Below are 13,847 nucleotides of genomic sequence, written 5' to 3' on the forward strand. Positions count from 1 at the left end.
ATGCAGACGGTGGCCTCGATTCTTCCCTTCGGCAAACTGGAGCTCGGCGTGCAGCTGATGTTCTATTCGTCGGACGAACAACGCGCCCAGCGGCTGGCCGCGCGGCTGCGTCATATCGCGACGGTGCGCTGGGAAGACAGCCGGCGCTTCTCGCCCGAACACTGGGCGGCGCTGCGCGGGCTGCAGCGCATGGTGCTGCTCGACTACGCCTGCGAAACCGCCGATGCCTCCACCGCCCTCGCCCGCCAGCTGCATGCGCTGTCGCCGGAGATACCGCTGATCGGGGTGGGTTCTACCGCCGCGGATCGCGCCACCGGCGTACTGGCCGCGTTGCGCGCCGGCGTGCGCGACTTTATCGACATGGATGCGCCGGATGAGGAAATCCGCGCCCTGCTCGAACATGCGCTGGAACATGCCGCCACCGCACAGGTGCCGGCCGCCGTCATCACGCACAAGCCGGGGCAACTGGTGATTCTGCTCGGTGTGCGCCCTGGCGTAGGTACCAGCACGCTGGCGGCGCACCTGGGTGCGCTGTCCATGCCGCCGGCCAAGGCCGGCAGCGAGACCGAGGCCACACCGCACAGCCTGCTGCTGGACCTGGGTGCGCCGCACGGCGATGCCGCGCTGTATCTGGGCGCCAAGGGCGAATTCCATTACGAGGATGCGCTGCGCCATACCTCGCGCATTGACGCCACCTTGATCCGCACCGCCATGCCTCACCACAGCAGCCGGCTGGCGGTACTGACGCAGACGCAGGAACTGGCCGGCAACATCGATACGGCACCGCTGGTCGAACGGCTGCGCAGCCTGTTCGAGCTGGTGTTGTGCGATGCGGGCGGCCTGCCGCTGCGCCAGCTGCCGCAGGCCATGCTGCAGGCTGCCGACGAGATCTGGCTGGTGGCCGATCAGGGTATTGCTTCAATGGTGTCGCTCGATCATTGCCTGCGCCAGCTGGCGCAATGGCAGCTGCGCGACAAGCGCGTGTCGCTGATCGTCAATCGCCACGACGAGGAATGCGGCATCAGCGCGCGCCAGATCGCCGAACGCTTCGAACTGCCGCTGCTGGCCGCCCTGCCCGAGCGCGGGCGCACGCTGCGCAGCAGCGCCAACCAGGGCCGCCTGCTGCACGAGGTGGCGCCGCACGATGCGTATGTGCGTGCGTTGGCGCCACTGCTGGCCAAGCTGCATATCGGCATGCAGGACGCGGCCGATTCGTCCCGCTGGAAAAGATTGTTCAACCGTAAGGGAGAGCATCGATGGAAAACGCCTTGAATCGCGCGGATCCCTTTCCGGATGTCCTGCGCCGCATTGACGCCGTCACCACGCCACGGCGGGACGTGCCGTTCGAGCAGAGCCAGCAGTTCCACGACGTGCTGTCGGGCGCGCACGAGTTTCTGCTCAACCGGGTGGAAGAGCAGCACCTGGATATCACCGGCTGGGCGCTGGACACCATCACCAAGTACGCCGAGATCGAAACGGCCACGTTTGTGCAGGAGTGGCATATTCCGATCAACGAAGCGGAGATGCACAAGGTCTCGCTCGCGCTGGTGAAGGAACTGACCGGCTTCGGCCCGCTGGATGACCTGCTGCACGATCCGGAAGTGGAAGACATCCTGATCAATGGCTACAAGGATGTATACGTATCGCGCTGCGGCGTGCTGGAGCACAGCACCGCGCGCTTTACCGACAATCGCCATCTGCTGCGCATCGTGCGGCGCTTCCTGGTGCCGATCGGGCGGCGGCTGGACGAATCCAACCCGATGGTGGATGCGCGCCTGCCCGATGGCGGGCGCCTGAATGCGATTATCGAGCCGCTGTCGGTCTCCGGACCGTGCGTGTCGATCCGCAAATTCCGCAAGGAGCCGTTTACGCCGGACGACCTGCTGGCGCGCAAGATGTTCGACAAGCCGGTGCATGCACTGCTGCGCGCGGCGGTGATGGGCCGCTGCAATGTGCTGATCTCCGGCGGCACCAGCTGCGGCAAGACTTCGCTACTGAATGCACTGGCCAGTTTCATTCCGCATACCGAGCGGGTGATTACGGTGGAAGACACCGCCGAACTCTCGCTCAATCACCCGCATGTGGTGCGACTGGAAAGCCGGCTGGGCGGTTTCGAGGGCGACGGCACGGTGGGCATCCGCGACCTGGTGCGCAACAGCCTGCGCATGCGGCCGGACCGCATCGTGGTGGGCGAGGTACGCGGCTCGGAAGTGCTGGAAATGCTGCAGGCGATGAACACCGGGCACGACGGCTCGATGTCCACCATTCACGCCAATTCGCCGCGCGATGCCTTGTACCGACTGGAAATGCTGTGCGGCTTCGCCGGTTTCCAGGGCACCGAGAACAGCCTGCGCCGGCAGATTGCCAGCGCCATCGATTTCATTGTGCAGATTGCGCGGCTCAACAACGGGCGACGCGTGATTTCCTCGATTACCGAGGTGATCGGCACCAGCGACGATGTGGTCACCACCCAGGAGCTGTACCGCTACGAGGCGGCGGTGGATCTGGATGGGGTGGAGCATGAGCGTTGGCCGGGCCTGGGCTTTCATCCGCATACGCCCAAGCTGGAGCCGTACCGGCAATTTCTGCGCGAAGCGGGCGGAGGCCTGGCGTGATCCAGGCCCTTGCCCTGATCAGCATTGCGCTGCTGTTGCTGGCCGGCGCCATCGAACTATGGTGGGGCACGGCGGCGCGCCGGCAGACCCGCCGCAGCATCGCGCATATGGAGCAGAGCCTGCTGGTGCAGGCCCAGACACCGCACCCTGTACCGGCCGCACAACCGGCGCAGGCGCAGGCAAAAGGCGAGCCGCGCACCGATGCCCTGCTGCTGCGCGCCGGGCTGCCCACCGGCTGGCGCGTGCCGGTGCTGCTGGCACTGGTCGGCTTGGCCATTGCGCTGGCCGGCTGGTGGCGCGTAGGCAGTGTCTGGATTACGCCGCTGCTGCTGGGCGTGTATGCCGTCGGCGTATGGCTGTGGCTGCGCTCGCGCATGGAAAAACTGCAAAAGCAGTTTATTCGCCAGCTGCCGGATTTCCTCGATGGCATTGTGCGCATGTCGCATATCGGCAACAGCTTGCCGATGGCGTTTCAGGCCACCTTGCTGTCGGTGCAGCCGCCGCTGCGGGTGGTGCTGGACCGCGCCATGCAATCGGTGCGCACCGGCCTGGACCTGGACCGCGCGCTGCAAGTGGCATCACGCCCGTATCGGGTGGAGGAGCTGGAATTGCTGCACGTGGTGCTGGGCACCGGCATGCGCATGGGTGGCCGCGCCGACCTGATCCTGCAGCGTATGAGCGACTTTATGCGCGACCTCAGCCAGGCGCGGCAGGAGCTGCGCGCGATCACCTCGGAAACGCGTTTGTCGGCCTGGGTAATCGGCTTGCTGCCGGTGGGCACGGCGGTGTTTCTCACCATGACCAATCCGGCCTTTTTCACGCCGATGTTCAGCGAGCCGCTGGGTCACAAGATTCTGCTGATCGCGCTGGGACTGGAGATGCTCGGCGCCGGCCTGCTGTATCGACTGGCGCGATCGCTATGAGCGCCTCCTTGCTGTTTACCTGCGCATGGGTGGCCCTGCTGCTCGGGCTGGCGCTGATCGGCATGCTCTGGCTGCAGCGCACGCGGCAGCACGAGCATGCGGCCGAAGTGATCGAGCGTGCCTTGCAGCAGCCGAGCGCCGTGGCGGCGGACCCGGGCATGCACAGCGAGCGCACGCCATGGCGGCGTGCCATCGACATTCTGGAAACCATCGGCCGCCGCTTCGAAAACGGACGCCTGGGGCAGTTGCTGCTCGCCTCGGAAGATCGCCTGCTGCTCGAGCGCACCAACCACAACACCCCCACCGACCGCGCCATCTATCTCGGGCTGCGCGTGGTGCTGGCGTTCGCCTTGCCGCTGGCGCTGCTGCCGTGGCTGGCTACCGACGGCGTGCGCACGGGCTTGAACATGCTGGCCGGTTTTGCCGCCGGGCTGTTGCTGCCGAAGTTTCTGCTCGGTGCCTGGGCCAGCCGCTTGCGCAAGCGCGTGGACGACGAACTGCCGCTGCTGATCGATCTGCTGCGGCTGCTGCAGGGCGTGGGCGTAAGCATGGACCAGAGCCTGCAGATCATCGCCGAGCGCTTTCGCACAGTGATTCCGGTGCTGGGCCGCGAGATCCACGACGCCAACGTGGCCTATATCCACGGGCGGCCGCGGGCGCAGTCGCTGCGGCGGCTGTCGGAGTCTTTCGACAATCACGACCTGCAAAGCCTGGTGCAGATCATCGTGCAGGTGCACGAGCACGGCGGCGCGGTGCAGGAACCGCTGCGCCAGTTTGCCGAGCGCCTGCGCGAGCAACGCAAGATGAGCATGAAGGAACGCACCGGCAAGCTGTCGGTGAAGATGACCCTGGTGATGATGCTGACGCTGCTGCCTGCGCTGATGCTGGTATTGGGCGGCCCGGCGGTGATCTCGCTGATCAGCACGATGGCCAAGCTGCGAGGACATTGAGCATGCGCGCTGCAAAGACTTATCGCTGCAAGACGACGCTGATTGCCGCAGCCTGCGTGCTGCTGGCCGCCTGCAGCACGTTCCGCAACGGCTTTCCCAATCATCCGCAGGCGCCGAGCCTGGAGGACCCCGCCAGACCCAGCACGGACAGCAAGGCGATGTATCTGGACCTGATCCGCCAGATGCAGCAGCAAGGCGCTTATTACGCCTCGCTGGCGCATATCGATGCGTTCCGGCTGCGCTATGGCGATCCGCCCGAATTGCAGCGACTGCAAGGCGACGCACTACGCGAAACCGGCCAGGGCGAGGCGGCGGCCAAGGTCTACCAGGGCATGCTGCACGGGCCGCAGGCTGCTGCGGCATGGCATGGACTGGGCCTGATCGCGGCCAACGACCAGCGCTATGCCGAGGCCGAAAAAAATCTGCGGCAGGCGACCCAGCTCGAGCCGATCAACGTGACCTATTTGAACGATCTGGGCTATGCGCGGCTGACTGCCGGCAACGTCGCGGCGGCGCATCAACCGCTGGCTGAAGCGGCTGAACTGGAACCGGCCAATACCAAGGTGGTTTCCAATCTTGCACTGTGGGCTTCGCTGCAAGGCGACGATGCTCAGGCCGACGCCATCATGCAGCGCGCCAACCTGCCCGCGGCGACCCGCGATGCGGTGCGCAAGCTGGCCATGCAAATGCATCTGCAGCAACTGCGCAGCGATACCGCCGCGACCGGCAGCGCGTCCGGCGACAAGGCGGCGTTGAATGCACCGGCGCAAGGCATCCCCGCCACCCTGCTCGACCGCCTGGGCAATCCGCCCGCCACTGGAGGCCAGCCATGAAAATCCTTCTTGCCGGCATGCTGCTGCTCAGCGGCACCGCCATGGCGCAGCAGGCGCCCACCACGCCATCGACCGCACCGACGCCGGGCTTTGCGCCGGCCGAGGCGGCGCCGCCCTTCCATGCCAGCCAGCCGGGCGATACCACGCGCTATCTGCTGCAACTGCAGGCGAGCGGCAGCCAGGGCGGCAAAAGCCTGCCGATGCTGGGTGACGAAGGCAGCGCGGCGTACCGGCGCTATCTGAAGAGCTTCGATCACCCGATTCCCGATTTCTACGACACCACGCTCAGCCGCAACAGCGATACGGTGAGATAGCGGCGATGGACGCGTTCGTCGCCCGCCCCTCGCTGCGCAGGCATCGCCGGCACGCCCAGGCCGGTTCGATGGCGATCAACATGATGCTGATCCTGCTGAGCCTGATCGCCATGCTCGGACTGGTGGAGATCGGCTATGTGTACTGGGCCAAGCGCGATACGCAAAAAGTGGCCGACCTGGCCGCGCTGGCCGGCGCGCAGCAGCTGCAGGATTGCAATGCGGCCAACAGCGACAATTCCGCGGCGCGTGGCAATGCCACCAACGAGAATCACTTCGGCGGCAACGTCGCCATCAATTGCGGCACCTGGAGTGCCGCGGCCGCCTCGGGTACCGCGGATGGTTTTTCCAATGCGGCCAGCGGTGCCACGCCCACGGCAGTACAAGTGATCGCAGAACGGCCGGTGACGCCGTTCTTTGCCTTTACGCCGGCGCTGCCCAATGTAAGCGCCAAGGCGGTAGCCACCACCACCACGCCGCTGGCCACGTTTTCGATCGGCACCACGCTGGTAGATGTAAGCGGCGCGGCGCCGTTGCAGAATTTCCTGGCCGGCATCGGCATCAACGCCAGCGGCAGTTCGCTGGTGGGCTACCAGGGGTTGGCCAATGTCTACATCACGCCCGCCGGCCTGTTGCAGCAACTGGGTGTGCAGGTGCCGACCAATTTGTCGGTAGGCCAGCTCAATACACTGCTGTCGGCGCAGACCAATGCGCAGGCGCTGATCAATGTGCTCAATGCGGTGGTCACCGTCGGCGGCCAATCGACGCTGACCAGCGCCAATGCCACGCTGCTGAATACGATCAGCGCGGCGCTGGGCAATATTCCGCTCAATCTCTCGCTGGGTTCGAATGACAGCACGCCGAGCGGACTGTTTGCGCAGATCGTTGGGCCGGATAGTTCGGTCGGCGATGCACTCAATACGCAGGTCAATGCGCTGCAGCTGCTGGAAGCGGCGATCGGCGTGGCGACTACCGGGCATGCGATCAGTGCGCAGTCGGTGAATCTGAACCTGCCGTTCGGGATCAATGTGACGGCGGCGGCGAGTGTGATCGAGCCGCCGTCGATCGGTATCGGCGGTGTGGGGGCGACGGCGTATACGGCGCAGGTACGGGTGTTTCTGGACATTACGACATCGGGCAACTCGTTGCTCGGCAGTAGTGGCCTGATCAAATTGAACGTCAATCTGCCAATTGCTATCGACGTCGCCAATGCACAAGCCACCTTGACCAGCCTGTGCAATGCCACCAATGCCTCCGGTGCACCCCTGGCCACCCTGGCCGTGACCTCGTCGGTGCTGAAGATGTGCGTGGGCAATATTACGCAGGCGAATGCATTCTCCACTTCTGCGAGTTGCGACCAGATTCCTGGTGCGAGCACTGCGTCGCAGCTGTTTGGACTGTCGGCGGCGGGTGCAAATCTCGCCAGCCTCACCACCTCCTTCAACACCAATGCACTCACCGGCAGCAGCAGTGTCACGCTCGCACCGGGCCAGTCGGCCATCACCGGCGACGCACTCAATATCGGCACCAGCCTGAACAACCTGGTCACGGCGCTTTCCGCCGCGCTGCTGGCCAATACCGCATCGCAGACCGGCTCCACCGCCTCCTCGATTGCCGGCCAGACGGCGACGGATCTGTGGAACGACACCAATACCAAATTGAGCTATCCGCAACGCGCACAGCAGGCATTGCAGGAAATCCAGTCCGCCTCCACCGGCCTGCAAGGCACACTGGGCAATGTCACTACCAATGTCAGCTCTCTGCTCGGCAATACCCTGCAGCTGAATGTGCCGGGCGTGCTGAGCGACGTCGGCAGCCTGCTCGGCAATGTGACCAACGTGCTGTCCGGCATTCTCAACAATCTCGGTTGCACGCTGGGCAACCAGACCTCGTGCATCAATGTGATCAGCGGCGCCATGGCCGGCGGCACCGGTACCGGCTCCAACGCGTTCGTCGGGCTGATCGGCTTTCTGCTGCAGGCCTTGCAGCAACCGCTCGACGACGTGGGCTCGCAAGTGCTGACACCACTGCTGAACTTCACCGGCCTGCAGTTGGGCCAGAACACCGTGACCCTGCATTCGCTGATGTGCCACAACGTGCAACTGGTTTATTGACCCTGCCCTTCACCCGCATGCCAACGACAAGGAACCCCAGGATGAGCTTCGTGACCCGCCGTGCCGCCAAGCCGCTTTGCCTGCCAGCGCTGCTTGCGATCGCCCTGTTCTGCAGCGCAGCCTTTGCCGCCGACACGCCCGCGCCGGCCGCCAGTGCGCCCGCCGCGCCCGGTCCGGCCAGCATCGTGGATGATTTCCACCGGTTGCTGCAGAACCACCAGCTCACCGAGCTGCGCACCACCTACAACAGCAGCTACGGCGCCAGCCTGCTGTTCCAGCCGGAGCAGCTGGAATTTTACGTAGCGCTGTTCCACGGCAAGGATTTCTGGCGCGTGATCCGCACCGATTCCTATGACGATGCGCAGAACGTGTATCACACCTTTGTGGCGCAGACCGAAGAACTCGCCAAGGTGGATATCGATGCGCTGCGCCTGCAGGCCAATAAGCAATACACCGACCGCATGGTGTCGATGAACCAGCAGCGCCTACAGAACCTGGAGCGCGACGCCGAATACCAGCGGCAGCAGACCCAGCTGGTGGCTGCGCAACAGCAACAGGCCGCGCAGCAAAGCTCTTCGCTGACTGCCGACCTGCGCGCATCCAACAGCGAACTCGATGCGGTGCGCGAACGCATTCATGAGCTGGAAGCGCAGCAGTCCAATCCCACGCTGACGCTGCCCAAGCAGGAGGCACCGGCGCCCGCACCCGTGCCGTCGGCACCGGCAGTACCTGCGGCCACCGCACAAACCGCGTCCACCCAATAAGCCGCGCGGTTTTCACATAAAAAATGCATAACCTGCCAAATATGTCCGAATAAGACCTATTTTTTCGGCAGCAATTGAGTAAAGTCAGCCCAACTGCCGGGCGGCTTACCTGCTGCTGCGCAACAGGGCCGCCCGCGCCAACGGATCGAAAAAGCCACGCTTTTTTTCTACATCCGCAGGGAGGGGCCCATGTTCAGACTGGCGCGAACCCTTAGTACGACGGCTTATCTGCCGGCGCCTGGCGCCGGTGCTTGCGCGTGCCTGTCGTACGCCGCCGAGCCGGCCTGAATACCGATTACGCGTGCGCCTGCCCGGCGCACATGCCGCCAGTGGGGAAATGAGGGAGCCGTACGCCGCGATCACGCGGAGCGAGCACGTCATCCATTTCTGGGGAGGTTCCTGCCATGAGCAACGAACAAATACACGCGCGATTCGCCAATCCCGCCCCGCTGGGACTGGCCGGCTTCGCGCTGACGACGTGGCTGTTGAGCATGATCAACGCCGGCTGGTTCAGCGCCGACGGCATGAACATGGTGCTGGCGGTGGCGATGGCCTATGGCGGCACGGCGCAGATGATCGCCGGCGTGATGGAGCTGCCGCGCGGCAATACTTTCGGCGCTACGGCATTTGTGAGCTATGGCGCGTTCTGGTGGTCGTTCGCCTTGTTCGTGCTGTTTCTGCACGACAAGGTGCCGGCCGCCTTTGTGGGCTGGTATCTGTGCATGTGGGGCGTTTTCACCTTCTACATGTGGCTCGGCACGCTGGCGGCGGCGCGCGCCTTGCAGCTGATTTTCATGGCGCTGTGGATCACGTTCTTCCTGCTGGCCGCCGCCGAGTGGACCGGCATGGGCGCCCTGCATGTGGCTGGCGGCTACGTGGGGCTGCTCACCGCGCTGCTGGCGTTCTATCTCTCCGCGGCGGAAATCATCAATGACGCGCACAAGCGCACGGTGTTGCCGATCGGCGCACCGGGCGCCCGCTGATGCCCCAAACATAACAAGGGAGAACCCCATGAAACGACACGCTCTGTTTTTGGCCCTCGCCGCCACCGGCCTGGTTGCCACGGCTCCCGCCTTCGCTCAAACCGACAGCCGCGATGCGCAGATCCAGGCCCTGAAGACGCTGGTGGAGAAACAACAACAGCAGCTCAACCAGCAACAGCAGGATCTGCAGCAACTGCATACCGCCCTCACCCAGTTGCAGAACCAGCAGAGCCAGCAACAGACGCAGATTCAGCAGACCCAGCAGGCGCAGGCCACGATCGCCGCGGCGGCGCCCACCAATGCCAAGCCGACGTTCACCAGCGCACCTGGCCTGTCGGTAGCCTTCCACGGCTTTATCGATGCCACCGCGTTTGGGCAAAGCCGCAACTTCACCTACGGCAATGGCCAGAACGCCGAATATCCAGTACCCGGTTCGAACGGCAATCTCAGCGGCGTGGATGTGCGCAATACCCGCTTCTGGTTCGATTTGACCGGGGCCAAGATCGCCGGCAACTGGACCGGTGGCGCGCATCTGGAAATGGATTTCTTCGGCGGCTTCAACGGCACCGGCGGCTACGCGCAGGAACAGCCGCTGCCGCGCCTGCGCCAGGCTTATATGGTGCTGGAGAATCCGGTGGCCGGCGCCACGGTGAAGATCGGCCAGATGTGGGACCTGATGTTCCCGCTGGACGACCTGCCCGATTCGCTCAGCCATATCGCCTTTCCGCTCGGCTATGGCACCGGCATCATCGGCTGGCGCTTCCCCGGCATCATCTATTCGCAGAACCTCAACACCGCCGACGGCGGCCCACAGTGGCGGCTGGATGTGGGTGGCTTCGAAGGCACCTGGAGCGGACCCGGCAGCCCGATCAATTACCTCAGCGCGGGCAATGCCGGCTTCCGCCCGCAGATCGAGGCGAAGCTGCATGTGGAGCAATCCAAAGAGTGGATGTTCTTCCTGGCCGGGCACTGGAGCCAGATCAATCTGGCCGGCGTCGGCAACACCGAACCCACGCCGGTCCGGCGGCAATTCTCCAGCGTGGCAATGGAAGCCGGCGGCCAATGGACGCCTGGACCGTGGACGTTCAAGAGCGTGCTGTACGACGGCCGCGGCATCGGCCAGATCTTCGGCGACCTGTCGCAGTTCGGCGATATCAAGGACAAGGGCGGCTATGTTTCGGCCGGCTACAAGTTCACGCCGAACTGGAGCACCAATGTGTTCTATGCGATCAGCAAGCCGAGTGCGAACGATGTGATCGAGTGGCTCAACAACGGTTCCACCGGGCTGCTGCGCAATCACCAGGTGGCGGCGAACGTGATGTACACGGTGGGCGACTATGCGTTTGCGCTGGAGTGGATCCACGCCATTCTCAGCACCACCAGCAATGGGGATAACCGGGTGTCGACGGCGGGCAACCAGATTAATTTGAGTGCGATGTATAAGTTCTGAGAAGGCGTTTGGGCGTCGTTTCAGTATGGTTTGTTGGGGCGCCTGCGCTGGGTCACCGAGTCGTTTTTTCCACGAAAGCGGGAATCCATTTGCTCTGATGCAAGAGCGACAATGGATTCCTCGCTCCTCAATGCCGAGCACATCCATGTGCTCTTCCCGCGTACCCGCTTTCGCGGGAATGACGGCGTTGAGGCATCTGTGACGTGTGCCGCACGCTCAAGCTGCCCCAACGCCGCCCGCGAGCCCGTTTTCAGGTACGGCTCAGTACCCCACAAGAGCGCCATCTACCTGAGCCGTCATTCCCGCGAAAGCGGGAATCCATTTTGCTCTGATGGCAAGGGCGACAATTTGCCTGCCCAACAAGGCCATCCAATTAACGCGGTTGCTCCAGCTTTGGCACGGCATTAGTGCTGTAGCCGCCACCCAATGCATTGACCATGCGGATGGATAGATCGGCCTGCTGGCTTTCCAGCGCCGCCAGCCGCTGCTCGGTCAGCAGCAATTGCTGGCGTGCGGTAAGCGGCGTGAGCTGGCCGGTGATGCCGCCCTTGTAGCCGGCCAGGGCATCGTTCCAGCTTTTCTGCGCGTCCTGCTGCGCGCGTTTTTCCAGCGCGATCTGCGTGCGGATGGAATTGAGCGCGGAGACCAGGTCGGCCACTTCGTTTACCGCCTTGATCAGCAGGCTGTTGTAGCGCGCAACGGCTTCGTCATAGCCCGCATTGGCACCGGCCAGATTGGCGCGGCGACGGCCGCCGTCGAAGATCGGCAGGCTCAGCGCCGGGCCGCCTCCATAGGTACGCGCCGGCAGCTGGAACACATTGGTGCTGCCGCCGACGGCAACGAAGCCGGCCATCGCGCTGAGATTGATATTGGGCAGGAACTGGGTGCGCGCGGTCTTGATGTTCTTGGCCGCGGCCTCGACCTGCCAGCGTGCGGCGACCAGATCGGCACGGCGGCCGATCAGATCCACTTGCAGTTGCTCGGGCAGTACCAGCTGATCGGTGTTCATCAGCTGCGGACGGGTGATGCTCAGGCCCCGATCCGAACCTTCGCCCAGCAACACCGACAAGGCGCTGCGTGCGGCATCCACGGCACGGTCGGCCTGCACTTTCTGCTGCTCGGCGCTGGCTACCTGCGAATCGGCCAGTGCATCCTGCTGCGGTGTGCCCAGGCCTCCGGCCACCAGGCGGTGGGTCAGGCCGTAGCTTTGCGAGGCGCGCTGCAATTCGTGCTGGGCGACATCCTGCTCGGCGAAGGCGTAACCGAGATTCACATAGGCGCGCGCCACGTTGACCGACAGCTGGATGCGTGCGGCGTGTGCATCGATCTCGGCCGCACGGCTGCGACCCAGCGCCGCCTCCCATGCCGCGCGCTGGCCGCCCCACAGATCCAGGTCCCAGGACAAGCCTGCGGTAAAGGACTTGGCCCAGGCAAAAGTGCCCAGCGCATAGGACGGATACACCGGATCCTTTTCGGAGAAACGCGCACCGAGCACGCTGGCATCCAGTTCGGCCTGCGGCATGCGGTCGGCATCCACGCCGGCCGCCACTGCCTGCGCCTGGCGTGCACGCGCTTCGGCTTCGCTCAGGCTTGGATTGTTCTGCAAGGCTTCGCCGATCAAGGTGCTCAGCTGCGGATCGCCGAAGCTGGTCCACCAATCCTGGCTCGGCCACGCGGTGGCGCTGAGCGTGACATGGGCGAGGCTCTGCTCGCTCTTCAGGCTACTGGCATCCATTGCTTTGCCGGTGGTGTGCAGGCCGCCGGGCGTGGCGCACGCGGCCAGCAACGCAGTGCAGAGCGCGGTGGCGGAAAAACGTTTGAGATGGTTCATCGTGGCGCGCATGGTTGGATTACCGTGACGTGCCGTCGCTGTGGTGGGCATGCTCATCCGGATGCAGGATCAGCGTTGCGGTCTGCCCTGCCACCAGCACGGTGCCGGCCGGCATATGCTCGGTATCGATGCGCACGCGCACCGGTACGCGTTGGGCCAGGCGCACCCAATTGAAAGTGGGATTGATATTGGCCAGCAGGTCGCTGCTGGTCGGATCCACTGCTTCGGCGATGCCGCGCGCGATGCCTTCCACCGTGCCGTGCAGATGCATGCCGCCGGCCATCAGGCGGATATCGACATCGTCGCCCACGCGGATATGCGGCAGCTTGGTTTCCTCGAAATAGCCGTCCACCCAGAACGAATGGCTGTCCAGCAGCGCCAGCCGCGGCGCACCGGCACTGGCGTAGTCGCCGACGCGCACCAGCAGGTTGGTGACGTAGCCATCGACCGGTGCGCGCACCTGGGTGCGCTGCAGGTTGAGGGTGGCGGTGGCCAATGCGGCTTCGGCCTGCTTCACCGCGGCCATGGCCTGCTGTTTGGCGGCCATCGCCTGCTCCTGACCGGCCTGCGCCTTGTTGACGGTGGCGCGTGCGGCGGCGGCCGTGGCGGTGGCGTTGGCGCGGTCTTCGCTGGACACCACGTCCTTGAGATCTTCGCGGCGCTTGGCCTGGGCCGCATACATGTCGAGATTGGATCTGCTTTGCGCGGTACCGGCCCTGGCCGCGTCGATATTGGCATCGGCCGCCTGCACCGCGGCCTGTGCGGCGGCGAGGTTGGCCTTGGCCTGGTCCACCGCGTCGGTGTAGCGCGCGGGGTCGATCACGAACAGCACGTCGCCTTTCTTCACCGTCTGGTTATCGATCACGTTCACCTGCGTGACCAGGCCGGAGACATCGGGCGCGATGCGCACCACTTCGGCGCGTACGCGGCCGTCGCGGGTCCAGGGCGAATACATGTAGTGCCGCCACATGGCCGTGGCGATAAGCACGGCAAGCAGCACGATGACGGCGGTGATGGCGATGCGGAGGTATTGGGCAGTTTTCATGGGAGCCTGGTTGGAAACGATCGTCGCC

The 13,847-nt window shown here is 64.5% G+C and carries 12 protein-coding genes; 10 read left to right on the top strand and 2 right to left on the bottom strand.

Annotated features, from left to right (window positions below; genetic code table 11):
• The 10 genes from IGX34_RS10490 to IGX34_RS10535 all read left to right on the top strand — a co-directional run bounded on the left by IGX34_RS10490 (position 1) and on the right by IGX34_RS10535 (position 10,943).
• Entirely contained in the window at positions 1-1,272 is a 1,272-nt protein-coding gene (locus IGX34_RS10490) for a CpaE/TadZ family protein (protein WP_192555668.1), read from the top strand.
• A complete protein-coding gene (locus tag IGX34_RS10495) occupies positions 1,257-2,615 on the top strand; it encodes a TadA family conjugal transfer-associated ATPase (RefSeq protein WP_192555669.1) in 1,359 nt (452 codons plus the stop codon). Before IGX34_RS10490 ends, IGX34_RS10495 begins: the two co-directional genes overlap by 16 nt.
• Positions 2,612-3,538, top strand: coding sequence for a type II secretion system F family protein (locus tag IGX34_RS10500; protein ID WP_192555670.1), 927 nt, complete (start codon positions 2,612-2,614; stop codon positions 3,536-3,538). Before IGX34_RS10495 ends, IGX34_RS10500 begins: the two co-directional genes overlap by 4 nt.
• Positions 3,535-4,488 carry a type II secretion system F family protein gene (locus IGX34_RS10505; RefSeq protein ID WP_192555671.1) on the top strand — a complete coding sequence of 318 codons (954 nt, stop codon included), beginning with the start codon at positions 3,535-3,537 and terminating at the stop codon, positions 4,486-4,488. Before IGX34_RS10500 ends, IGX34_RS10505 begins: the two co-directional genes overlap by 4 nt.
• A 2-nt stretch (positions 4,489-4,490) precedes the next feature.
• Positions 4,491-5,321, top strand: coding sequence for a tetratricopeptide repeat protein (locus IGX34_RS10510; protein ID WP_192555672.1), 831 nt, complete (start codon positions 4,491-4,493; stop codon positions 5,319-5,321).
• Positions 5,318-5,635 carry a DUF3613 domain-containing protein gene (locus IGX34_RS10515; protein ID WP_192555673.1) on the top strand — a complete coding sequence of 106 codons (318 nt, stop codon included), beginning with the start codon at positions 5,318-5,320 and terminating at the stop codon, positions 5,633-5,635. The genes IGX34_RS10510 and IGX34_RS10515 overlap by 4 nt, the downstream gene beginning before the upstream one ends.
• 5 nt (positions 5,636-5,640) lie before the next feature.
• Positions 5,641-7,746 (top strand): pilus assembly protein TadG-related protein, encoded by a 2,106-nt coding sequence (locus IGX34_RS10520; protein ID WP_192555674.1) that lies wholly within the window; start codon positions 5,641-5,643, stop codon positions 7,744-7,746.
• A 41-nt stretch (positions 7,747-7,787) separates the two neighbouring features.
• The gene (locus IGX34_RS10525) at positions 7,788-8,510 is read left to right on the top strand and encodes a DUF2968 domain-containing protein (RefSeq protein ID WP_192555675.1); all 723 of its coding nucleotides are present in this window, start codon (positions 7,788-7,790) and stop codon (positions 8,508-8,510) included.
• A 404-nt stretch (positions 8,511-8,914) separates the two neighbouring features.
• Positions 8,915-9,493: an acetate uptake transporter gene (locus tag IGX34_RS10530; RefSeq protein WP_192555676.1), complete on the top strand. Its 579-nt coding sequence runs from the start codon at positions 8,915-8,917 to the stop codon at positions 9,491-9,493.
• Positions 9,494-9,521: 28 nt separating this feature from the next.
• Positions 9,522-10,943, top strand: a complete 1,422-nt coding sequence (locus IGX34_RS10535; RefSeq protein ID WP_225737377.1) for a hypothetical protein — start codon at positions 9,522-9,524, stop codon at positions 10,941-10,943.
• A gap of 373 nt (positions 10,944-11,316) precedes the next feature.
• Here IGX34_RS10535 and IGX34_RS10540 read toward each other — a convergent pair whose 3' ends face one another.
• Entirely contained in the window at positions 11,317-12,774 is a 1,458-nt protein-coding gene (locus IGX34_RS10540; RefSeq protein WP_192555677.1) for an efflux transporter outer membrane subunit, read from the bottom strand.
• Between the two features lie 19 nt (positions 12,775-12,793).
• A complete protein-coding gene (locus IGX34_RS10545) occupies positions 12,794-13,819 on the bottom strand; it encodes an HlyD family secretion protein (RefSeq protein ID WP_192555678.1) in 1,026 nt (341 codons plus the stop codon).
• Positions 13,820-13,847: the final 28 nt, after the last annotated feature.

Origin of the sequence: Dyella acidiphila, assembly GCF_014863405.1 — a bacterium.
Taxonomy (GTDB): Bacteria; Pseudomonadota; Gammaproteobacteria; order Xanthomonadales; family Rhodanobacteraceae; genus Dyella_B; species Dyella_B acidiphila.